Below are 22,082 nucleotides of genomic sequence, written 5' to 3'. Positions count from 1 at the left end.
TCGTGCGTCACGTCATCGACAAGCGCGTCCCCGCGGCGCCCGTGCCGGTGATCCGGATCCGCCGGCTCACCAAGGCGTACGGGCACGGCGACGCCACCGTGCACGCGCTGCGCGGCCCCGCGGACCCGGAGACCGGCGAGCCCCAGGGCGTCAGCCTGGACATCGAGCAGGGCGACTTCGTCGCCGTGATGGGCAGCTCGGGCTCCGGCAAGTCCACCCTCATGAACATCCTCGGCTGCCTCGACGTCCCGACGTCCGGCCGCTACCTGCTGGACGGCGTCGACGTCGGCCACCTGGACGAGCAGCAGCTCTCGCTGGTGCGCAACCGCAAGATCGGCTTCGTCTTCCAGTCCTTCAACCTGATCCCCCGCACCACCGCCCTCGCCCAGGTCGAGCTGCCGCTCGCCTACGCGGGCGTCCGGGCGGCGGAGCGGCGCCGCCGGGCGCTGGCCGCGCTCTCCCTGGTCGGCCTCGGCGAGCGGGCCGGGCACAAGCCCAACGAGCTCTCCGGCGGCCAGCAGCAGCGCGTCGCGGTGGCGCGGGCGCTGGTCACCGCGCCGGCGATGCTGCTCGCCGACGAACCCACCGGGAACCTGGACAGCCGTTCCACCGAGGAGGTGCTGGCCCTGATCGACGGGCTCAACGCCACCGGCCGCACGGTCGTGCTGATCACCCACGAGGACGAGGTCGCGGCGCACGCCAAGCGGGTGCTGCGGCTGGTCGACGGGCAGATCGTGAGCGACGTCCGGCAGGCCCCGGTGGACGGGCCGCCGCCCGCCCTCAGCGCGCTGGGGGTGTCGGCGTGATCCTCTGGCAGACGCTCCGCTTCGCGGTCGGCGGCCTGGCCGCCAACAAGGTGCGCTCCGCGCTCACCATGCTCGGCGTGCTGATCGGCGTCGCCTCGGTGATCCTGCTGCTGGCGGTCGGCAACGGCTCGTCGGTCGCGGTCAAGGAGTCGATCACTTCGCTCGGAACCAACGCGCTCACCGTCAGCTCCGGTTCGGCGGCCGGCGGGGCGCGGGCCGCCTCCTCGGTGAAGAAGCTGACGGTGGCGGACGCCAAGGCGCTGGCGACCGACGCCGACGCCTCCGCCGCGATCAAGTCGGTGGCCCCGGTCGTCACCACCAGCGGGACGGCCCTGTACGGGAACATCTCGTACGCCCCGGGCTCGATCGTGGGCACCTACCCGGCGTACTTCGAGACCGCCAACCAGAAGGTCGCCAAGGGCGAGTACTTCACCGACGACGACGTGCTCGGCTCGCGCAAGGTCGCGGTGCTCGGCGCCACCACGGCGAAGCAGCTGTTCGACACCGAGGACCCGGTCGGCAAGCGGATCGTCCTCGGCGGCACGCCGTTCACCGTGGTCGGCGTACTGCAGGCCAAGGGCGGCAGCGGGTTCACCGACCCGGACGACGTGGTGATCGCCCCGCTGCCGACGGTGCAGAACGCGTTCACCGGCTTCGGCGCCGTCAACCAGATCCTGGTGCAGGCCGCCTCGGCGGACAGCACCACGGCGGCCCAGTCGGAGATCACCCGGGTGCTGCTCGCGGCGCACGCGATCGCCGACCCGGCCAAGGCCGACTTCCGGATCACCAACCAGGCCTCGCTGCTCACGGCGAGGGAGAGCACCACGAAGACCTTCACGGTGCTGCTCGGCGCGGTCGCCGCGATCTCGCTGCTGGTCGGCGGGATCGGGATCACCAACATCATGCTGGTGACGGTCACCGAGCGGACCCGCGAGATCGGCATCCGCAAGGCGCTCGGCGCGCCGCGCGCGGTGATCCTCGGGCAGTTCCTGACCGAGTCGACGCTGCTGTCGGTGATCGGCGCGGGGCTGGGAGTCGCGGCCGGGATGGTCGGCTCGCACTTCAGCATCGTCGGCATCAAGCCGGTGGTGATCCCCGAGTCGGTGCTCGGTGCGTTCGGCATCGCCGTCGCCATCGGGCTGTTCTTCGGCAGCTACCCCGCCAACCGGGCCGCCTCGCTGCGGCCGATCGACGCCCTCCGGCACGAGTAGGGACCCTCCACACCATGAGCAAAGAGATCGCCACGGTCAGCAGCACCCCGGCCGAGCAGGTCGCCCTGCTCTCCACCCCGCCGGACGCCCGCGACGTGAGCGCCGAACTGGCCGCGCCGCCCCGGCGGAAGCTGCCCTGGCTCAGCCTGGTGCTGGCCGGCGGGGTCATCGCGACGGGGGCGTTCGCGGGCGGGGTCTGGTACCAGAAGGACAACGGGTCCTCGTCGGGCGGGAAGTCGTCCCGGCCGGTCGCGGCGGCTGCTGCCTCCGCCGGGCAGCAGCGGGGGGCCGGCGGGTACGGTCAGGGCGGGGGCTACGGCCAGGGTGCGGGGGCCGGGCAGAACGGCCGCCGCGGCGGCCAGGGCGCCGGGCAGGGCGGTGGCCAGGGCGGTGGTCAGGGGCAGGGTGGACAGGCCGGGTTCGCCCGGGGCACCGTGAAAGCCGTGGACGGAAACGTCGTGTACCTGACAGACTCCAATGGCAACACCGTGAAGGTCACCACCGGCGACGCGACGAAGGTCCAGCTCAACAAGGAGGGCAAGGTCTCCGACCTGCAGCCCGGCCAGAGCGTGACCGTCGTCGGCACCCCCGACGCCAACGGTGGCTACAACGCCAACCAGCTCGTCGAAGGCAACGCCGCCGGAGGTTTCGGCGGAGGCGGCTTCGGCGGTGGTGGCGGCAGCCGGAACCCGTCCGGCGGCTGACCCGGAACTCGCCGGACGACCGCGAGGCCCTCGCCCCTTGGGGGGTGGGGGCCTTCGCGTGCTGCTCATCGCGGCTACCGCTCCCAGGCCTCGTTCCGGTCCAGCTCGCGGAGCAGGTGGAGGAGGTTCAGCAGCGTGCTCACCGGCGCGTTGCCGAAGTCGACCAGCAGCCGCCCGTCCAGGGTGCCCTCCCCGGCCGAGGCGGAACCCCAGAGCAGCCCGTACGGCAGGCCGCGCCGGTGCAGTTCGCCGAGGAGCGCGGTGATCTGGGACGCGGAGTAGTCGAGCATCCGCGGGTCGTCCGGCTGGACGGGTTCGCGGATCACGCGACGGAGTCCAGCTCGTACCACACCGTCTTGCCGTGCTTCTGCGGCTCGACACCCCACCGGTGGGTGAGCCCGGAGACGAGGCGCAGGCCCCGGCCGGACTCGGCGGTGGGGGCGGCGGCCCGCTCCTGCGGCAGCGCGTCGCTCCCGTCGGAGACGCAGACCCGCAGGGTGCGGTGGACGAGGGAGAAGTGCACGACCGGTGAGGCGGTGCCCGCGTGCCGCCAGGCGTTGACGACCAGTTCGGCGAGGGCGAGTTCGGCGTTGAAGATGGCCTCCGGGTCCCAGCCGCACCGGACCAGGGCGGCCCGGAGGGCCTGCCGGCCGAGGATGAGCGAGGGGGTGGCGTCAGGGGTGCACACGGGAACCTCCGTGAGGCTGTGGCGGGGGAGAAGGAAGCCGTGAGCCAGGCCGGGTGACGGTTGCTCTTCGGCGAGAGGGCAGCAGGCGCCTACTGCCGGGAACGAGAGAGGTGCTGACGGACCGTAGGATCCATCTGGGAGTGACCATAGCGCGGCTCGCCACAGATTTGTGGCGTAATGAGCGAAGTTCCCCCGAACGTGGTCACCACACTGAGGCAGACTGGTCCCATGGCTCTTCGATCGAACCCAACTCTCCGCCAGCTGCGGTTGGGTGCCGAGCTGCGCAGGATGCGCGAGCAGGCCGGACTCGGCGGCAGCCAGCTCGCCCGTGCGCTGGGCATCAACCCCGCGCACGTGACCCAGATGGAGAGCGGAAGGACCGGCATCAGCGTCGAACGCCTGCGCACGATCGCGGCGCTGTGCATGTGCGTCAACGAGCCGCTGATCGACGCGCTCGCGGAGATCATCACGGATCGCGATCGCGGCGGTTGGTGGGAGGAATACCGAGGAAGCCTGTCGTCGGACTTCCTTGAAGTGGCTGAGATCGAGGGGCGTGCGCACAGGCTCTCGACGTACACGATGGCCTTCATCCCCGGCTTGCTCCAGACCAGTGCCTACGCCTCTGCCGTCTTCGCGCGAAACCTCCCGCCACTCCCGCAGCACGAGGTCGATCTGAGGACGGCCTTCCGCATGCAGCGGCAGCGCATCGTGCGGTCCGGCGAAACGCCGTACGTCGCATACATCCATGAGGCGGCGCTGCGTATGCAGTTCAGCGGCCCCAAGGTTCAGGCCGAGCAGCTCGGCAGCCTCATCGAGGACTCCGAGAAGCCGACCATCTCAATCCGGGTCGTGCTTTTCGACGTCGGCACGCTTCCCCTCACCCACGAGAACTTCACGTACGCCGAAGGCCCGATTCCCGAGCTGGACACAGCGCAGTTGGATTCAGGACTTGGGAACGTGCTCTTCGATGCACCGGCTCACATGGCTCGGTTTCGCTCCCTGATCGCCCGGATCGACGCGGCGGCTCTCTCGGAAGACGAATCCCGAGAGTTCATTCGATCCATTATGAAGGATATGGAAAGCAAGTATGCGTAACTCCTCCTGGCAGAAGTCCAGTTACTCAGGTGCGAACGCCGAGTGCGTCGAGGTCCGTGCCGTCGACGGGGTGATCGAGGTGCGTGAGTCCGACGAGGGCGACGTCATCGTGCGGACCTCCGTGCCCAGGTTCGCCGCCTTCCTCCGGGGCGCGAAGGCCGGTGAGTTCGACCACCTCACCACGGCCTGACTTTCCGGGCTCCCCGTGCCCCCTGGCCGCGCCGGTCAGGGGGCACGGGCTTTCGGCTTCCTCCCCCGTCCAGGAGAAGAGTGCGACGATCGCGGCATGAAGTACATGGTGCTGATGTACGCCGATCCGGCGGCGACCGCGGCGATGTCCGCCGAGCAGCGGGCCGACGTCTTCCGTCGACACGAAGCGCTCCACCGGGACCTGGAGGACACCGGCGAGATGCTGAACGGCGCCGGGCTGGCCTTCCCCCGGGACACCACGACCCTCCGCGTCGACGGCGACGGATCCACCACGACACCCGGCCCGTTGCAGGAGGCCGCCGAGCACCTCACCGCCTACTACGTGATCGACTGCGCGACCCGGGAACGGGCGCGGGAGATCGCCGCACGCGTCCTGGACTTCCATGTGGTGGCCGTCGAGGTGCGGCCGATCCACGACTTCTTCGGGATGGAATGAGTCCCTGCCGGTCGCCCGGCCCGGATATCCGGTGGCAGGGCCGACCGCGCGTGGTGAGGATCGCGGCATGCGACCCTTCCCGCGCCCCTTCCTGCAGACCGAGCGCCTGGTGCTGCGTCCGTTCACCGAGGCCGACGCCGACCACCTGTTCGCGCTGGACGACGACCCCGAGGTCATGCGCTTCATCAACGGCGGCAAGCCCGCCGACCTCGACGCGATCCGGACCCGGATCCTCCCCCGCCTCCTGCACGACCACCCGTGCACCGGGACCCGGGGCTGGTGGGCCGTCGAGGAGCGGGCCACCGGCACCTTCCTCGGCTGGTTCGAACTGCGTCCGCTCTCCGACCACGACCCCGCCGTGGTCGAGCTGGGCTACCGGCTGAACCGGGCGGCCTGGGGCGAGGGGTACGCCACGGAGGGCGCGCTGGCCCTCATCGACAAGGCGTTCACCGACCTCGGCGCGCGGCGGGTCACGGCGAACACCATGGCGGTGAACGCGCGTTCCCGGCGGGTGATGGAGAAGTCGGGCCTGACGTTCCTGCGCAGCTACACCGACGACTGGCCGGAGGCCATCCCGGGCTCCGAGCACGGCGAGGTCGAGTACGAGCTGCTCCGGGAGGACTGGGAGCGACGGAAGTCCCGCTGACTCCGGCGGTGGGTCCGGCCCCACCCGGTCGCGGGTCCGGCCCCGGAGGGCACCCGCCGCGCACTCGTCACCGTTGCTCAGTACCCGATGGCCTCCCGCAGCAGGAGGACGGTGCCGGGGGTCGTCCGGGCCGGGGCGTTGAGGACCAGCAGCTGGTCGACCGCGCTGGGCTGTCCGTAGGCGGCCTCGGACCGGGGGCCGCGCCGGTCAGCGGGGTGGTGTCGAGGTACCGGACCTCGTAGACCCGCTCGGCGAACCGCCAGCCTTCCTCCGTGCGGCGGTAACGGTCTTGGTAGATGGCATAGTTGAGCCCTTCGACGCCGTTCTTCAGGCGGGCCAGCTCGTGCATGGAGGCGCGGCCGGTCGCGGTGTCGCCGTCGATCTCGATGGTGCCCGGGTGGGTGGTCTGGATGAAGAAGTCCCACTGCTCCTGCAGCTTCTCGCCGCCGACGCGGATCTGCTCCGGGCCGACCAGCTCGATCGGCACGGCGGGCATCCGCAGCACGCCGTCCGGGGTGAACAGCCGTGAGAGCCGGGCGCGGTCGCGCATCATCACGGCGTCGGTGAACTCGTACTGCAGAGCCTGGATCTCGACGCGGTCGGCGACCGCCTGGAAGTCGTTCATCGGGTCCTCCGTTTCCTTCCGCCCCTACGACCGCGCGGTGCCCCGGAATGTGACACGTCGGACGCAACGCGCGGCGGCGCGGTGGACGTCACACCCCTCGGGGGTCACAATCCGGCGCACCGCGCTGTCGAAGAGTGAGCGGGCCGGCGAGACGAAGGGGCGGGGCGGGATGCGAGGGGACGAAGCGGTGGAGCGGTCCGATCCCGGCCTGGGCGCGATCATGGGCGAGCGGCGCCAGTTGACCGACCTGGCGTACCGGCTGCTCGGTTCGCGGGACGGGGCCGAGGACGTGGTGCAGGAGACGTACGCCCGCTGGTACGCGCTGCCCCGGCGGGAGCGGGAGGCGATCGGCTCGCCCGGCGGCTGGCTGACCACGGTCGCCAGCCGGATCTGTCTGAACGTCCTCGCCTCGGCCCGGGTGCGGCGGGGGCACCACGCGGGCGAGGGGGCCCCCGAGCCGCTGCCGGGGCGGCGGGAGGGGGCGTCCGGCGCGACGTCCGGCGCCACCTCCGCCGAGGCTGCGGGGAATCCGGCGGGCCGGGTCACCCCGGACGAGCCGGTCAGCCCGGCCGTCCTGGCCGTCCTGGAGTCCATGACCCCGGCCGAGCGGGTGGCCTTCGTCCTCCACGACGTCTTCCGGTACCCGTTCGCCGAGGTGGCGGCGATCGTCGGGAAGTCGCCCGCGGCCTGCCGGCAGCTGGCCGCCTCGGGGCGCCGGCGGATCCGCGCCGCGCAGGCCTCCGCGGCGCCGACGGACTCGCGGCCGGACTCGCCGGAGGACTCGCCGACGGACTCGCGGCCGGACCGGAAGCCGGACTCGCCCGCCGGACCGGGGCCGGTGCCCGGGGTGCCGGTCGCACCGGAGGGAACCGCGTCCGGGCGGGAGCGAGGGCGGGAGTGCGGGCGGGAGTGAGGTACGTCATACCGGGCGTGGCCCGGGGGCGGGCAGGGTGTTCCGGGGGGCGCATTGGGCGTGTCCACGCCCGTCCGCACACCACCGAGCGCCCGGCTATGGGCTTGTCGTCGCAAAACCGACCGATAAGGTGTTAATCCAACATTCATCCATGCCGCATAGCCTCCCGGGGCTAGCCTCATGCTGAACGTCATCGTCCGACCGGGAGGCGAAACCCCCGTGCAAGGCACTGTCACCACACCAGGCGGCCCCACGGTGGCCGGGGGCCAGGGCGAGGCGTTCCTGCTCGTCGTGGACGACGAGCCCAACATCCGCGAACTGCTCGCCGCCTCACTGCGCTTCTCCGGCTTCCGGGTCGCCTCCGCCGCCAGCGGCACCGAGGCGCTCGAACTGATCGCCGCCGAGCGGCCCGACCTGGTCGTGCTCGACGTCATGCTCCCCGACCTCGACGGCTTCACCGTGGTCGAGAAGCTGCGCGAGCGCACCAGCCGCGGCCAGATAGCCGGGCCGGTCCACGGGCACCCCGGTGACCACCTGCCGGTGCTCTTCCTCACCGCCAAGGACGGCGTCGGCGACAAGGTGCAGGGCCTCGCCGCCGGCGCCGACGACTACGTCACCAAGCCCTTCAGCCTCGAGGAGCTGATCGCCCGGATCCGCGCCATCCTGCGCCGGGCCGGCGGCCCCGCGGAGGACGGCCGGCTGCTCGTCGCCGACCTCAGCCTCGATCCGGTCGCCCACGAGGTCACCCGCGGCGGCATCCCGGTCTCGCTCTCGCCGACCGAGTTCAAGCTGCTGCACTACCTGATGGCCAACGTCGGCCGGGTGGTCTCCAAGGCGCAGATCCTCGACCACGTCTGGGCCTACGACTTCGGCGGCGACCTCTCCATCGTGGAGTCGTACATCTCCTACCTGCGCCGCAAGCTCGACTCCGGCCCGGCCCACGGCCCCAAGCTGATCCACACCGTGCGCGGCATCGGCTACGCGCTGCGCCGCCCCCCGCAGGCCTGACCGCCGCCGCCCGTGTTCGCCCGCTTCTCCTCCCGGCTGTCGCTGCGCGCCCGCCTGCTGGTGCTCGCCGTCGCCCTGGTCACCACCGGGCTGGTGGTCAGCGACATCTTCGTCGTCGGCACCGTCCGGGCGCAGCTGGTCGAGCAGCTGGACGAGCAGCTCCAGCGGTACGGGCCGCCGCTGTCCCGCAAGCCGCCGGCCCGGCAGGCCACGCCCGACCCCAACCGGCCCGCCGCCACGGGCCGGCGGATCAGCCTGCCCAGCCAGTACCTGGTGGAGTACCTGTCCGCGGACGGCAAGGTCCAGTCCGTGATGCGCCAGCCCGTCTCGGACAGCGACCCGGCGCCGCAACTGGCCGGCCTGGACCCGACCCGGACCGCCCCCGACGTCCCCTTCGACCTGCCCGACCAGCGCGGCCACCACCGCTGGCGGGTGCTGGTCCTGCCGCTCCAGACGCCGCACGGGCAGGCCCCCGCCGCCAGCGCCTTCGCCTCGCCCGGCACTCCGACCCACGTCATGGTCGCCGTCTCCCGCGAGGACATCGACGCGACCCTCGGCAAGCTGCGCACCTCCTTCCTGGCCATCGGCGGCGCCGTGCTGCTGCTGATCGCCGCGCTCGGCTTCTTCGCGGTCCGGGCCGGGCTGCGGCCGCTGCGACGGATCGAGGAGGGCGCCGCGCGGATCGCGGCCGGGGAGCTGTCGCACCGGATGCCCGAGCTCTCGCCGGGCACCGAGGTCGGCCGGCTGTCGGTCGCGCTCAACGGGATGCTCACCCAGATCGAGGCGGCCTTCGCGGCCCGGGCCGAATCCGAGGCCCGGATGCGGCGGTTCGTCGCGGACGCCTCGCACGAGCTGCGCACCCCGCTGGCCGGGATCCGCGGCTTCGCCGAGCTGTACCGGATGGGCGCGCTGCCCACCGAGGCGGACGTCAAGCGCACCATGACCCGGATCGAGAGCGAGGCCGACCGGATGGGCGCCCTCGTCGAGGACCTGCTGGTGCTCGCCCGGTTGGACGAGGAACGCCCGCTCGACCTCGCCCCGATGGACCTGCGCACCCTCGCCGCCGACGCCCTGCACGACCTCACCGCGCTCGACCCGAGCCGCCCGGTCGCGCTCACCGGTCCGGCCGGCGCCGGCGCGCCCGGCGCGGCGCCCGTCCTCGGCGACGAGGCGCGGCTGCGGCAGGTGGTGACCAACCTGGTCGGCAACGCGGTCAAGCACACCCCGGCCGGCACCCCGGTACGGATCGGGGTGGGCGCCCGGCCCGACGGGACCTGCCTGCTGGAGGTCGCCGACGCCGGCCCGGGCCTCACCGAGGAGCAGGCCCAGCGGGTCTTCGACCGCTTCTTCCGGGTCGACGCCTCGCGCAGCCGGGACAACGGCGGCGGCGCCGGACTCGGCCTCGCCATCGCCACCGCCCTCACCCGGGCGCACGGCGGCACCCTCAGCCTGGAGACCGCCCCGGGCGAGGGCGCGACGTTCCGGGTCGAACTGCCGGATCACGGCGACCGGGATTCCTGAGGAAACGTCGACTCGTCAATTCTTTCGCTGAACAGGAAATTCCATGGCGCGCTCCTTGCCGGAAACCGGCATGGAGCGTCAGGAAAGCGTCTGCCTATGATCGGCTCCGCCCGGCCGGGAGGACCACGGGCACCACGACCGGTGCGACCACCTCGCAGGCGGCCACCACCACCCGGGCCGCCACCGCCGCCACCACCACCGGCTCGTCCACCGAGCTCGCCGAGACCGGCTCCAACCCGGCCACCCCGTACCTGGCCCTCGGCTCCGGCCTGGCCATCAGCCTCGGTGCCGCCGCCCTCCACGTCTCCCGCCGCAAGCCGGCCGCCCGCACCGCCCGCTGACCCACCCCGGTTCGCGCCCGCTCGGGAGGAGGCCGCGCACCGCCACCGCACCCCGCCCGGAACCGCAGGACAGGCCCCGGCCCGTCCTGCGGTTCCGCCGTTTCCGAGCCCCAAACGCCCCGATCGAGTGAACCGGAAACCGTTCACACGACCGGCCCCTCGGTCGTGTGCGACCGTGCAGCCATTGCTTGTGCGGACTCGCGCGGGCTGATCAGACTGGACAGGAAAGAGGTGTCTCAATGAGCGCGCTCGTTGCTGAGGGGACCGTCGTGAACCTGGACCAGGTGCTGTGGGACATGTGGAAGTCCTCGGACGTGCCCGAGGGCTACCGCGTGGAGATCATCGAGGAGAACCTCACGGTGTCACCCACTGGCGGCAGCCGCCGTTTCGCCGTAAATCGGGCCGTGCTCGAGGCTCTGTTCGACTACCTCCGGGGAAGTGGCTGGGCGCCCGGGAACGACTGCAACGTCATCCACGGGCTCAAGGTGCTCATCCCGGACGCGTTCGTGGCTAGCAGGGAGATCGAAGAGGTCGAGCACCCCGAGGGTTTGGGCCTGCTCGCCTCGGGAGTCTCCTTGGTCGTCGAGACCGTGTCCCCCGGAGCCGAGAACCGGCGCCGTGACCACGTCCTCAAGCGACGCGCCTATGCTGCCGCCGGCATCCCGGTGTACGTGATCATCGACGATCACGACGACGGTGGAGCGGTGACCGTTCTCACCGCTCCCGACGCCGACAGCCGTGAGTACATCTCCTCCACCCGCGTCCCCTACGGCAAGGAAGCCGTGATCCCCGAGGGCCCGGCCAAGGGCTTCGTGATCGGCCCGGAGATCACCGGCGAGCGCCGTGACTGAACGCGCCGCGGCCGACCGCTCGGCGTCGTTCAAGCGGGACCTGGCGGAGTGGCGGATCGTCCTGGTGGCGTGGCGGCTGCTGGTGCTGCAGGGGGCGGATCCGGCGGTGGGCGCCGGGATGGCGGAGCACTCGACGTACCGGGCGCACCCGTGGCGGCGGGTGGAGCACACGCTCGGGAGCGAGCGGCGGCTGTTCTACCAGGACGCCGACACCCTGCGGCGGGAGGTCGCCCGGCTGGAGCGGGCGCACAAGCGGATCCGCGGGACGGGGCCGGACGGCCAGGCGTACGACGCGCGGGACGCCGCGACCAGGGCGTGGGTGCTGCTGACCCTCTTCGAGTGCGTGGTCGCCATGCGCCGGCTCGGCGGGGACCCGTACGACGCCGTCCGACTGGAGGAGGCCTACGGCGAGTTCAAGGAGGCGGTGGCAGCCTTCGAGCTCCCGGAGGGGGAACTCCCCGCGACGGCCCAGGGCCTGCCGGCCTACTTCGCCCGCTACGCCAGGGAGCGGCTGGAGTTCACCGAGGCGGCGCGCTACCTGATGGGCGACCTGGTGCGGGAGGCGCCCCGGCCCCGGCGGCTGTGGTTCCTCGGGGACGCCGGCTGGCGCGTGGTGCGGGGCCTCGCCGCCGCCGTGATCACCGAGCTGACCGTGGCGGACCTGCCGCCGGTGGTGCGGGAGCGGTTCGGGTTGCGGGCCACCCGGCGCGGCGCGCTGCTGTCGGTGGTGCTGCACCGCGGCACCGGGGCGCTGGTGCGGCGGCTGCCGGACCGGCTGCGGTACCGCTCCCCGGAGGAGTCGGGCCCGCCCGCGCGCCTCCGCCGGCCGCGCCGGGACACCCGCGGGCCCCGGCTGGACCGCTTCTTCCGCGAGGTGCTCGACCAGACCGGCGACGGCTTCGTCACCGCGCACGACCTGCGGGCGATGGCGCACAACGTGTGCTGGCAGCTGGAGCTGGACGAGGACGCCGAGGACCGCGTCCACCGGGCCTTCGAGGGCTGGTGGGAGCAGCTGCGCACGGCGATGGACGCCGACGGCGACGGGAAGGTCAGCCGGGAGGAGTTCGTGGCCGCGACCCTGGCCGGCTGCGACCGGGACGGCGCCTACCTGGAGCAGGGGCTGCTGCCCGCGCTGCGGGCGGTGTTCACCGCCGCCGACACCGACGGCAGCGGCTTCCTGGAGTTCGACGAGTACCGCGCCGTGTTCGGCGGCCCGCGGGTGCACCCGGCGGAGCTGTCGCACGGGTTCCGGCAGCTGGACGGGGACGGGGACGGCCGGATCACCCGGGAGGAGTTCCTGCACGGCTTCACCGAGTTCTTCACCGCCCGCGCCGATTCCACCGGCGGCACCCAGCTGCTCGGCCGCGCCTGACCGGCGCGCCCCGCCGCGGCACCTCCTGCCGCCGGTGCGCCCCGCCGTCGGCACGTCCTGCCGCCGGTGCGCTCCCGTTAGCACGCCCCGCTCGCCGACGCGAGCGGGGCGTCGGCCTGTCAAGCGCCGGTTCGGCCAAGAGCGCGGCCGTGGGCGCCCGGTCGTGCGTTGCCCCGGCCGGGGCCGGATCCGCAGACTGGGCGCACCGCCCCGCACGCCGTGACGCACCGCACAGGTCCGTCTACCCCACCCCACCTGCCGTTCCCCCGTAAGGATGGTGGATACTGGCCCTTGTGAACGTGTTCACGTTCACAAGCGGACAAGCTTGCACGGCTTGGCGACGGTCTGCGGCTACACAAGAGGTTTGTCCGGAATGCGCCCGTCGAACGTGCGGGCCGGCTGGGAGAGAGGGCGACGTGGAACTGGCAATCGCTCACGAGACCATCGCGCGGTGGCAATTCGGCATCACCACCGTCTACCACTTCCTCTTCGTACCGCTCACGATCAGCCTGGCCGCCGTGGTGGCCGGTCTGGAGACCGCCTGGGTGCGGACGAACAAGGAGAAGTACTTCCACGCGACCAAGTTCTGGGGAAAGCTCTTCCTCATCAACATCGCGATGGGCGTGGTCACCGGAATCGTCCAGGAATTCCAGTTCGGCATGAACTGGTCCGACTACTCCCGCTTCGTCGGCGACGTCTTCGGCGCCCCGCTGGCGATGGAGGCGCTGATCGCCTTCTTCTTCGAGTCCACCTTCATCGGCCTGTGGATCTTCGGCTGGGACAAGCTGCCGAGGAAGATCCACTGCGCCTGCATGTGGATGGTCGCGCTGGGCACCGTCCTCTCCGCGTACTTCATCCTGGCCGCCAACTCCTGGATGCAGCACCCGGTCGGCTACGCGATCGACCCGGCCACCGGCAAGGCCCGGCTGACCGACATCACCGCGGTGCTGTTCCAGAACACCACCCTCACCGTCGTCGCCCACACCCTGACCGCCGCCTTCCTCACCGGCGCCGCGTTCATGGTCGGCATCTCCTCCTTCCACCTCTGGAAGACCAAGCGCAAGCCCGAGACGGCCGACCCCCGGAAGACCGCCTCGATGCGGACCTCGCTGCGGCTCGGCCTGGTGCTCGCGGTGGTCTTCGGCGCCGGCACCGCGCTCAGCGGCGACGAGCTCGGCAAGGTCATGTTCGAGCAGCAGCCGATGAAGATGGCCGCCGCCGAGGCGCTGTGGGACACCCAGGCGCCGGCGCCGTTCTCGGTCTTCGCGGTCGGCGACGTCGGCAAGGGCCACAACTCGGTCGAGCTGGAGATCCCCGGGATACTGTCCTTCCTCGCCCACAGCGACTTCAGCTCCTCCGTCCCCGGCATCAACGACACCGCCGCCGCCGAGGCGGCCCAGCACGGCGGCGACCCCAAGGACTACATCCCGAGCATCTTCGTCACCTACTGGGGCTTCCGCCTCATGATCGGCTTCGGGATGACCTCCTTCGTGGCCGGCCTGATCGGCCTCTGGACCACCCGGAAGAAGCTCTTCCTGCGCCCCGGGTTCCGCACCGGCGAGACCGAAGTGCCCCGGCTGATGCTCACTCCCGGGCGGGAACTCAGCCCGCTGCTGACCACCTGGAGCTGGCGGATCGGGATCCTGACCATGGGCTTCCCGCTGATCGCCAACAGCTTCGGCTGGATCTTCACCGAGATGGGCCGCCAGCCCTGGGCCGTCTTCGGCCTGATGACCACCGCCAGCGCGGTCTCCCCCAACGTCGGCGTCGGCACCCAGATCGGGGCGCTGGCCACCTTCACCACGCTCTACGCGATCCTCGCCGTCATCGAGGTCCGGCTGCTGGTCAAGTACGCCAAGGCCGGCCCGGTGGTGACCGAGCAGCCGCCCACCAAGGACCCCTCACTGCGCGGACCGTCCTCGGACGAGGACGCCGACAAGCCGCTCGCCTTCGCGTACTGACGCACACCGCAGGGGAACTGAGGATCTGACATGCAACTCCACGACGTCTGGTTCGTGCTGATCGCGGTGCTGTGGATCGGCTACTTCTTCCTGGAGGGCTTCGACTTCGGGATCGGCATCCTGACCAAGGGGCTGGCCCGCGACACCGCCGAGAGACGGGTGCTGATCAACACCATCGGCCCGGTCTGGGACGGCAACGAGGTCTGGCTGCTGACCGCCGGCGGAGCCACCTTCGCGGCCTTCCCGGACTGGTACGCGACGCTCTTCAGCGGCTTCTACCTCCCGCTGCTGGCGATCCTGGTCTGCCTGATCGTGCGCGGCGTGGCCTTCGAGTACCGGGCCAAGCGCGACGGCGCCCGCTGGCAGCGGAACTGGGAGGAGGCCATCTTCTGGAGCTCGCTCCTCCCGGCCTTCCTCTGGGGCGTGGCCTTCGCCGACATCGTGCGCGGCGTGGACATCGACGCGCAGAAGAACTACGTCGGCGGCCTCGGGGACCTGCTGAACCCGTACGCGCTGCTCGGCGGCCTGGTGACGCTCACCCTGTTCACCTTCCACGGCGCGGTGTTCGCCGCCCTCAAGACGGTCGGCGAGATCCGCGAGCGGGCCCGCGCGGCCGCCCTGCGGACCGGGCTGGCCGCCGCCGTGCTGGCGCTGTTCTTCCTCGTCTGGACCCAGCACGACAGCGGCAACGGCCGCAGCCTCGCCGCGCTGGTGATCGCCGTGCTGGCCCTGGTCGGTGCGCTGGCCGCCAACCAGCGCGGCCGCGAGGGCTGGGCGTTCGCCCTCTCCGGGGCGACCGTCGCGGCCGCCGTCGCGATGCTCTTCCTGGCGCTCTATCCGAACGTCATGCCCTCCACCCTGAACGAGGCGTGGAGCCTGACCGTCGGCAACGCGGCCTCCTCGCCGTACACGCTGAAGCTGATGACCGTCGTGGCGGCGGTGTTCACCCCGCTGGTGCTGCTGTACCAGGGCTGGACGTACTGGGTGTTCCGCAAGCGGATCGGCGTCCAGCACATCCCCGGGCACGCGCCCGCCGCGCCCGTCGGGCCCGTCGACCGCAGCGACCGCAGCGACCGCACCGACCGCACCGACCGGGCCTGACGCGATGAAGCCGGTCGACCCCCGACTCCTCGGGTACGCCCGCACCACCCGGGTCTTCCTCGCCGGATCCGTGCTCCTCGGCGCGGTCGGCGCGGCCCTGGTGGTCGCCCAGGCGAGTCTGATCGCCGAGATCGTCGTCCGCGCCTTCCAGCGCGGGGCGACCCCCGCCGAACTGACCACGCCGCTGCTGCTGCTCGCCCTGACGGCCGTCGGGCGCGGGCTGGTCGGCTGGCTCACCGAACTCACCGCGCACCGGTCCGTCGCCCGGGTGAAGTCCACCCTGCGGCGCCGGCTGCTCGACCACGCCACCGCGCTCGGCCCGGCCTACCTGGCGGGCCGGCGCACCGGCGAACTCACCACCCTCGCCACCCGCGGCGTCGACGCGCTGGACGACTACTTCGCCCGGTACCTGCCGCAGCTGGCGCTGGCCGTGGTCGTCCCGGTGATCGTGCTGCTGCGGATCCTCGGCGCCGACCCCACCGCGGCCGCGATCATCGCCGGGACGCTGCCGCTGATCCCGTTGTTCATGGTGCTGATCGGGATGGCCACCCAGACCCGGATGGACCGGCAGTGGGACACCCTGGCCCGGCTCTCCCACCACTTCCTCGACGTGGTCGCCGGGCTGCCCACCCTCAAGGTGTTCAACCGGGCCCGGGCCCAGGCCGCCGGCATCGCCCGGATCACCGCCGACTACCGCCGGGCCACCCTGCGCACCCTGCGGATCGCCTTCATCTCCTCCTTCACCCTGGAACTGCTCTCCACGCTGTCCGTCGCGCTGGTCGCGGTCACCGTGGGCTTCCGGCTGGTGGACGGCACCCTCGACCTGGAGACCGGGCTGCTGATCCTGGTCCTCGCCCCCGAGGTGTACGCCCCGATCCGCCAGGTCGGCGCGCTCTACCACTCCAGCGTCGAGGGCCTGACCGCCGCCGACGAACTGTTCCGGGTGCTGGAGACCCCGCTGCCCGCCGCCGGGACCACCCCGGCCCCCGCGCTCGCCGGGGCCGTGATCACCGTCGAGGACCTGGTCGTGCGGCACCCCGGACGCACCGAACCCGCCCTGGACGGCGCCGGGCTGACCCTGCGTCCCGGCTCCGGCACCGCCCTCACCGGCCCCAGCGGCGCCGGCAAGTCCACCCTGCTGGCCGTCCTGCTCGGCCTCACCGCCCCCACCTCCGGCACCGTCCGGATCACCGCCGCCGACGGCCGCTCGTACGACCTGGCCGAGTTGGACCCGGTGAGCTGGCGCCGGCAGATCGCCTGGGTGCCGCAGCACCCCCACCTGTTCGCCGGAACGGTCGCCGACAACCTGCGGCTCTACCGGCCGGACGCCTCCGACGAGCAGCTGTGGACGGCGCTGGAGGCCGCGCACGCCCTCGACTTCGTGACCGACCTGGCCGCCGGACTCGGCGAGGACGGCGCCGGGCTCTCCGCCGGCCAGCGCCAGCGGCTCGCCCTCGCCCGGGTGCTGCTCGCCGACGACCGGCCGCTGGTGCTGCTGGACGAGCCGACCGCCCACCTGGACGGCGCCTCCGAGGAGGCCGTCGTGGACACCGTCCGCACCCTCGCCGAGGACCCGGCCCGCACCGTGCTGATCGTCGCGCACCGGCCCGCCCTGCTGGCCGTCGTGGACGAGCGGGTCCGGCTCGCCGGCCCCGCCACCGTTCCGGCCGCCGCGCCGGTGGCCCCGCTCGCCCACAGCGGGCGGCCGACGCCCGCCCCCGCCGTACCGGAGGAGCCCGGGGACTCCGGGGACTCCGGGACCGGTGCCACGCCCCGGCTCGCGCTGTCCGTCCTGCTCGGCGCGCTCGCCCTCGGCTGCGCCGTCGCACTGATGGCCACCTCCGGCTACCTCATCTCCCGCGCCTCGCAGATGCCGCCGGTCCTCTACCTGATGATGGCCGTCACCGCGGTGCGGGCCTTCGGCATCGGCCGCAGCGTCTTCCGCTACGCCGAACGGCTGGTCTCGCACGACGCGGTGCTGCGCACCCTCGGCACCCTGCGGGCCGCCGTGTACCGGCGGCTGAGCGTGCTCGCCCCGGCCGCCCTGCCCGCCTTCCGCCGCGGCGACCTGCTCTCCCGGCTGGTCGCCGACGTGGACGCGGTGCAGGACCACTACCTGCGCTGGCGGCTGCCCGCCGCCGTCGCGGGCGTGGTCGGGCTCGCCTCGACGGCGGCCCTGGCCGCCTTCCTGCCCGCCGCCGGGGCGGTGCTGGGCCTCGGGCTGCTGCTCGCAGGCGTGCTGGTGCCCGCGCTGGCCGCCCGCTGGTCGGCCGGCGCCGAGCGGCGGCAGGCCCCGGCCCGCGGCCGGCTCGCCACCGCCGTGGTGGACGCCCTCACCGGCACCGCCGAACTCACCGTGGCCGGCGCGCTGCCCGGCCGGCTGGCCGCCGTCCGCACCGCCGACGCGGCGCTGACCCGGCTGGCGGCCCGGTCGGCCGCCACCACGGCGCTCGGCACCGGGCTGATCACGCTGCTCACCGGACTGACCGTGACCGCCGCGGCGGCCGTCGGCGTCCAGGGGGTGCGCGCCGGGGCGCTCGCGCCGGTCTGCCTGGCCCTGGTGGTGCTGACCCCGCTGGCCGCCTTCGAGGCGGTCACCGGGATGCCGCTCGCCGTGCAGGCCCGCCAGCGCAGCCGCGCCGCCCGGGCCCGGCTGGATGAGGTGCTCTCCGCCGAACCCCCGGTCCACGAGCCCGCGGAGCCGGTGCGGCTGCCCGAGCGGCCGCTGCCCGTCGCCGTGCGCGGGCTGACCGTACGGCACCCGGGGCAGGCGGTGGACGCGCTCACCGCAGTGGACCTCGACCTCGCCGCCGGGCGCCGGATCGCCGTGGTCGGCCCGTCCGGCTCCGGCAAGACCACCCTCGCCCAGGCGCTGCTGCGCTTCCTGGAGCCCGCCGCCGGGTCGGTGCGGTTCGCCGACGGCCGTCCACAGGCTGTGGACAGCCGCGCGCTCGCCGGGGAGGACGTCCGCCGGGTGATCGGGCTCTGCGCGCAGGACGCCCACGTCTTCGACAGCTCGCTGCGGGAGAACCTGCGGCTGGCCCGGCCGGACGCGGGGGAGGAGGAGCTGCGCGCGGCGCTGGCCGCCGCCCGGCTGCTGGAGTGGACCGAGGGTCTGCCGGACGGCCTGGACACGATGGTCGGCGAGCACGGCGCCCGCCTCTCCGGCGGCCAGCGCCGGCGGCTCGCGCTGGCCCGGGCACTGCTGGCGGACTTCCCCGTGCTGGTCCTGGACGAACCCGCCGAGCACCTCGACCTGCCCACCGCCGACGCGCTCACCGCCGATCTGCTGGCCGCCACCGAGGGCCGCACCACCGTGCTGATCACCCACCGGCTGGCCGGGCTGGACGACGGCACGGTGGACGAGGTGCTGGTGCTGGACGGCGGCCGGGTGGCCGAGCGGGGCCGCTGGTCGGAGCTGCTCGCCGACCCGGACGGACGGCTGCACGCGATGTGGCGGCGGGAGCGGGAGGCGGACGGCCTGCTGGAGCCGGCCGGGGCCCGCTGACCGGGCCGTCCGGCCGTACCGTCCTTCGCCTGAAAAGCGTACAAACTAGGCTTTCTTCATGGACCCCACGCCGGACCTCCCCGAGGCCACCCCCGAGCCGACACCCCATCGGGTGCCCGAGATCGCCTCGCTCGGTCTGGACACCCTGGTCACCGAGGTCGCCGAGCGCCTGCAGTCGGCCGCCGCCGTCACCGACCGGATGCAGCGGCTGCTGGAGGCGGTGGTCTCCATCGGCGCCGGGCTGGACCTGCACGCCACCCTGCACCGGATCGCCACCGGCGCCGCCGAACTGGTCGACGCCCGCTACGCGGCGCTCGGCGTGATCGCGCCCGGCGGCACCGGCCTGGCCGACTTCATCCACGTCGGCGTGGACGACGAGACCCGCGCCGAGATCGGCGACCTGCCCGACGGGCGCGGCATCCTCGGCGTCCTCATCGACCGCCCCGAACCGCTGCGGCTCACGGACCTCGGCGCCGACCCGCGCTCCTCCGGGTTCCCCTCGCACCACCCGCAGATGAGGACCTTCCTGGGGGTGCCGATCCGGGTCCGCGAGGAGGTCTTCGGCAACCTCTACCTCACCGAGAAGAAGGGCGGCGGCGCGTTCACCCCCGAGGACGAACAGGTGGTGCACGCCCTCGCCGCGGCGGCCGGCGTCGCGATCGAGAACTCCCGGCTGTACGAGGAGGGCCGCCGCCGGGAGCGCTGGATCGCGGGCGCCGCCGCCGTCACCACCGCGCTGCTCTCCGCCGAGCAGGCCGAGGCCGCGCTCACCGTCGCGGCCGAGCAGGTACGGGAGCTGGCGGACGCCGCACTCGGCATGATCCTGCTGCCGACCGGTCCGGAGGGCGACGGCGACGGGCAGATGCGGGTCGCCCACGCCTCCGGCGAGGTGGCCGAGTTCGTCCGCGGCGAGCTGCTGCCCAAGGAGAGCTTCGCGGCCCGGCTGCTGGCGGGGGAGAGCGTCTACCTGGACGACATGTCCACCGACCCGACCGTGGTGATGCGCCTCGCCCGCCGCTTCGGACCGTCCATGGCCGTGCCGATGGTCGCCGCCGGCCGGGTGCTCGGCGGGCTCTGCGTCTGGCGCCCGCTCGGCGCCCTGCCGTTCACCGACACCGAGAAACAGCTCGCCGGGACCTTCGCCTCGCAGGCCGCGCTGGCCCTGCGGCTCGCCGAGGGCCAGCGCGACCAGCAGCGGCTGGCGGTCTTCCAGGACCGCGACCGGATCGCCCGCGACCTCCACGACCTGGTGATCCAACGGCTGTTCGCCACCGGGATGATGCTGGAGAGCGCGGCGCGGCGGGCCGTCGTGCCGGAGGTGAGGACCGGCATCGGCAAGGCGGTGGACGAGCTGGACGCCACCATCCAGGAGGTCCGCACCACCATCTACGCCCTGCAGCACGACAACCACGGCGACGCGCCCGACACCCTGCGCACCCGGGTGCTGCGGGAGGCCAGCCAGGCCGCGGCGGCGCTCGGCTTCAAGCCCTCGGTGAGCTTCGTCGGCCCGGTGGAGAGCCTCGTCGAGGAGCAGACCGGCCGTCAACTCCTGGCCGCACTGCGGGAGATGCTCTCCAACACGGCCCGGCACGCGCGGGCCTCCCGCGTCGGGGTGGAGGTCGACGCCACCGTCCACCTGGGCGACGACGGCCGGCCGGTGGGCGGCGATCCGGAGTCGCTGGACCGGGGCGGGCGGCCCGGCGTGCTGCTCAGCGTGACCGACGACGGCGTGGGCATCCCGGAGGGCGGCCGGCGCAGCGGGCTGCGCAACCTGGCCCGCCGCGCCGAGGCGCTCGGGGGCGACGCCTGGCACGAGCGCGGGCCCTACCGGAAGGGCACCGTGGTGCGCTGGACGGCCCGGCTCTGAGCCGGGCCGGAGCCGCACCAGGGGTTCATCCCGGGCTTCGACCGGCCGCTTTCCCAGGCCGCTCCGATGTCGTCCGGGCCGGACAGGTGAAGGTTGAACGAGGGAGAACTTCCCGACCAACGGCGCAAGTTGTGAACGTTCTGGGCTTTCGTCCGCTCGGTGTGCACACATAGCTTTGCTCCGTCCCGGAGGGGAAAACCGGAGGGTGACCGGACGGAGGGGGCAGTGGACGCTTCCGGCCGCGGCCGCGCCGCAGCAGGAGCAAGTCGAGGGGGATTCCGCGCCGAACGGGGCGTGGACGGGCGCTACCGCTGGCAACTCAAGGCGCCCAACGGCCGGGTGGTCGCGATCACCCCGGCCGCGTTCGAGACGGCCGGCGAGGCCGAGCGCGGCTTCGACGGCCTGCGGGCCGGAGCGGCCGACCTGACCGCCCGCATCACCCACGTCCGGGACGGCCTCGGCTGGGTCTGGGTCATCCCGGGCTCGCGCAACCTCCCCGAAGTGCGCTCCAGCCGCGCGTACGAGCGGTACGCGACCTGCCAGAACGCCTTCCGGCGCTTCGTGGTGCTGCTCGCCAAGCAGCCGCCGCGCGAACTCCCGGAGCGGACGGCGCCGTCGAGACGCACCGATGGCCGCTGAGCGGCGCGGCCCGCGGCTGCTGGTGGTGCCGGCGGCCGACCGCTGCGTCGGCTGGGTGCTGCGGGCCGCCAACGGGCGGCCGCTCGGCATCGGCGTCAGGACGTACCGGAGCGAGGAAGAACTCGCCCAAGCCGTCAGGGAGTTGTTGATCGAACGGGCCACGCTGCGGTGCGCGATCGGGCAGTCGGAGGGGCGCCAGTGGGTCTGGGCCGCCCACCTGCCGGTGCGCAGCACCCGGCCGGGGGCGGCCTCCGCCGTCCCGGTCGCCCGCAGCGCGCGCGGCTACCTGCGGCGCGACCAGTGCCAGGCCGGAATCGACGGGTTCCTGGCCGGACTGCAGTGGGTGGGGCAGGAGTTGCGCCGGTCCGGGCGCGACGGCCGCCCGCCGTTCTGAGTCCTCCTCCGTTCGTGCGCATTCGGTGAAGCCCAGGTTTCCGGCAACACCCCGAGCAGCCTCCTGGAGAAGAACGTCGACGCCGTTCGGAGGGCCGGTCGCCCCCCTGTCGCGTCCCCGCTGACCAGTGCCTAAACCTCGCTGAACCGATGAATCGACATTCCCCGGCCGTTCTCGACCTCCCT

At 73.0% G+C, this 22,082-nt stretch carries 22 protein-coding genes and 1 pseudogene; 19 read left to right on the top strand and 4 right to left on the bottom strand.

Annotated elements, in window-relative coordinates; all coding sequences use genetic code 11:
• The first annotated feature begins 2 nt into the window (after positions 1–2).
• Genes ACZ6Y7_RS01050 through ACZ6Y7_RS01040 form a run of 3 tightly spaced genes read left to right on the top strand, consistent with a single transcriptional unit; the run spans position 3 to position 2,721 of the window.
• Positions 3–806, top strand: a complete 804-nt coding sequence (locus tag ACZ6Y7_RS01050; RefSeq protein ID WP_465755772.1) for an ABC transporter ATP-binding protein — start codon at positions 3–5, stop codon at positions 804–806.
• Positions 803–2,017 (top strand): ABC transporter permease, encoded by a 1,215-nt coding sequence (locus ACZ6Y7_RS01045; RefSeq protein WP_465755771.1) that lies wholly within the window; start codon positions 803–805, stop codon positions 2,015–2,017. The genes ACZ6Y7_RS01050 and ACZ6Y7_RS01045 overlap by 4 nt, the downstream gene beginning before the upstream one ends.
• A gap of 14 nt (positions 2,018–2,031) precedes the next feature.
• Positions 2,032–2,721: a hypothetical protein gene (locus ACZ6Y7_RS01040; protein WP_465755770.1), complete on the top strand. Its 690-nt coding sequence runs from the start codon at positions 2,032–2,034 to the stop codon at positions 2,719–2,721.
• Between the two features lie 74 nt (positions 2,722–2,795).
• On the opposite strand, the gene ACZ6Y7_RS01035 is transcribed toward ACZ6Y7_RS01040, so the two are convergent.
• Positions 2,796–3,047 carry a hypothetical protein gene (locus tag ACZ6Y7_RS01035; RefSeq protein WP_465755769.1) on the bottom strand — a complete coding sequence of 84 codons (252 nt, stop codon included), beginning with the start codon at positions 3,045–3,047 and terminating at the stop codon, positions 2,796–2,798.
• Positions 3,044–3,409, bottom strand: a complete 366-nt coding sequence (locus tag ACZ6Y7_RS01030) for an ATP-binding protein (protein WP_465755768.1) — start codon at positions 3,407–3,409, stop codon at positions 3,044–3,046. Before ACZ6Y7_RS01030 ends, ACZ6Y7_RS01035 begins: the two co-directional genes overlap by 4 nt.
• 228 nt (positions 3,410–3,637) lie before the next feature.
• Between ACZ6Y7_RS01030 and ACZ6Y7_RS01025 the strand changes: the two genes are divergently transcribed.
• From ACZ6Y7_RS01025 to ACZ6Y7_RS01010, 4 genes are all read left to right on the top strand, one after another.
• On the top strand, positions 3,638–4,504 hold the full coding sequence (locus ACZ6Y7_RS01025) for a helix-turn-helix domain-containing protein (RefSeq protein WP_465755767.1): 867 nt from the start codon (positions 3,638–3,640) through the stop codon (positions 4,502–4,504).
• Positions 4,497–4,694 (top strand): DUF397 domain-containing protein, encoded by a 198-nt coding sequence (locus tag ACZ6Y7_RS01020; protein ID WP_465755766.1) that lies wholly within the window; start codon positions 4,497–4,499, stop codon positions 4,692–4,694. Before ACZ6Y7_RS01025 ends, ACZ6Y7_RS01020 begins: the two co-directional genes overlap by 8 nt.
• A gap of 96 nt (positions 4,695–4,790) precedes the next feature.
• A complete protein-coding gene (locus tag ACZ6Y7_RS01015; RefSeq protein WP_465755765.1) occupies positions 4,791–5,150 on the top strand; it encodes a YciI family protein in 360 nt (119 codons plus the stop codon).
• 67 nt (positions 5,151–5,217) lie between these two features.
• A complete protein-coding gene (locus ACZ6Y7_RS01010; protein ID WP_465755764.1) occupies positions 5,218–5,796 on the top strand; it encodes a GNAT family N-acetyltransferase in 579 nt (192 codons plus the stop codon).
• Between the two features lie 67 nt (positions 5,797–5,863).
• Here ACZ6Y7_RS01010 and ACZ6Y7_RS01005 read toward each other — a convergent pair whose 3' ends face one another.
• Positions 5,864–6,421 carry a nuclear transport factor 2 family protein gene (locus tag ACZ6Y7_RS01005; RefSeq protein WP_465755763.1) on the bottom strand — a complete coding sequence of 186 codons (558 nt, stop codon included), beginning with the start codon at positions 6,419–6,421 and terminating at the stop codon, positions 5,864–5,866.
• 169 nt (positions 6,422–6,590) lie between these two features.
• Here ACZ6Y7_RS01005 and ACZ6Y7_RS01000 point away from each other — a divergent pair.
• From ACZ6Y7_RS01000 to ACZ6Y7_RS00990, 3 genes and pseudogenes are all read left to right on the top strand, one after another.
• Positions 6,591–7,175: pseudogene (locus ACZ6Y7_RS01000) on the top strand (sigma factor); the annotation flags it as partial.
• Between the two features lie 414 nt (positions 7,176–7,589).
• Positions 7,590–8,342, top strand: a complete 753-nt coding sequence (locus ACZ6Y7_RS00995) for a response regulator transcription factor (protein ID WP_465756453.1) — start codon at positions 7,590–7,592, stop codon at positions 8,340–8,342.
• Positions 8,343–8,354: 12 nt separating this feature from the next.
• Positions 8,355–9,863 carry a sensor histidine kinase gene (locus tag ACZ6Y7_RS00990; RefSeq protein ID WP_465755762.1) on the top strand — a complete coding sequence of 503 codons (1,509 nt, stop codon included), beginning with the start codon at positions 8,355–8,357 and terminating at the stop codon, positions 9,861–9,863.
• Positions 9,864–9,957: 94 nt separating this feature from the next.
• On the opposite strand, the gene ACZ6Y7_RS00985 is transcribed toward ACZ6Y7_RS00990, so the two are convergent.
• Positions 9,958–10,140, bottom strand: a complete 183-nt coding sequence (locus tag ACZ6Y7_RS00985) for a hypothetical protein (protein WP_465755761.1) — start codon at positions 10,138–10,140, stop codon at positions 9,958–9,960.
• Here ACZ6Y7_RS00985 and ACZ6Y7_RS00980 point away from each other — a divergent pair.
• The 9 genes from ACZ6Y7_RS00980 to ACZ6Y7_RS00940 all read left to right on the top strand — a co-directional run bounded on the left by ACZ6Y7_RS00980 (position 10,115) and on the right by ACZ6Y7_RS00940 (position 21,897).
• Positions 10,115–10,204 (top strand): hypothetical protein, encoded by a 90-nt coding sequence (locus ACZ6Y7_RS00980; protein ID WP_465756452.1) that lies wholly within the window; start codon positions 10,115–10,117, stop codon positions 10,202–10,204. The genes ACZ6Y7_RS00985 and ACZ6Y7_RS00980 overlap by 26 nt on opposite strands.
• A 239-nt stretch (positions 10,205–10,443) precedes the next feature.
• On the top strand, positions 10,444–11,055 hold the full coding sequence (locus tag ACZ6Y7_RS00975) for a Uma2 family endonuclease (protein ID WP_465755760.1): 612 nt from the start codon (positions 10,444–10,446) through the stop codon (positions 11,053–11,055).
• Positions 11,048–12,427: an oxygenase MpaB family protein gene (locus ACZ6Y7_RS00970; RefSeq protein WP_465755759.1), complete on the top strand. Its 1,380-nt coding sequence runs from the start codon at positions 11,048–11,050 to the stop codon at positions 12,425–12,427. Before ACZ6Y7_RS00975 ends, ACZ6Y7_RS00970 begins: the two co-directional genes overlap by 8 nt.
• A 416-nt stretch (positions 12,428–12,843) precedes the next feature.
• Positions 12,844–14,388: a cytochrome ubiquinol oxidase subunit I gene (locus ACZ6Y7_RS00965; protein ID WP_465755758.1), complete on the top strand. Its 1,545-nt coding sequence runs from the start codon at positions 12,844–12,846 to the stop codon at positions 14,386–14,388.
• 30 nt (positions 14,389–14,418) lie between these two features.
• A complete protein-coding gene (gene cydB / locus ACZ6Y7_RS00960; RefSeq protein WP_465755757.1) occupies positions 14,419–15,489 on the top strand; it encodes a cytochrome d ubiquinol oxidase subunit II in 1,071 nt (356 codons plus the stop codon).
• Positions 15,490–15,493: 4 nt separating this feature from the next.
• Positions 15,494–18,997: a thiol reductant ABC exporter subunit CydD gene (cydD, locus tag ACZ6Y7_RS00955; protein ID WP_465755756.1), complete on the top strand. Its 3,504-nt coding sequence runs from the start codon at positions 15,494–15,496 to the stop codon at positions 18,995–18,997.
• A 58-nt stretch (positions 18,998–19,055) separates the two neighbouring features.
• Entirely contained in the window at positions 19,056–20,864 is a 1,809-nt protein-coding gene (locus ACZ6Y7_RS00950; RefSeq protein WP_465755755.1) for a sensor histidine kinase, read from the top strand.
• A 294-nt stretch (positions 20,865–21,158) separates the two neighbouring features.
• The gene (locus ACZ6Y7_RS00945) at positions 21,159–21,503 is read left to right on the top strand and encodes a YegP family protein (RefSeq protein WP_465755754.1); all 345 of its coding nucleotides are present in this window, start codon (positions 21,159–21,161) and stop codon (positions 21,501–21,503) included.
• Positions 21,493–21,897, top strand: a complete 405-nt coding sequence (locus tag ACZ6Y7_RS00940) for a hypothetical protein (protein WP_465755753.1) — start codon at positions 21,493–21,495, stop codon at positions 21,895–21,897. Before ACZ6Y7_RS00945 ends, ACZ6Y7_RS00940 begins: the two co-directional genes overlap by 11 nt.
• Positions 21,898–22,082 lie beyond the last annotated feature (185 nt).

Source organism: Kitasatospora sp. NPDC053308 (genome assembly GCF_055585785.1).
The sequence above is the reverse complement of the archived record's forward strand: the minus strand, read 5'-3'. Positions and strand labels throughout refer to the sequence as shown.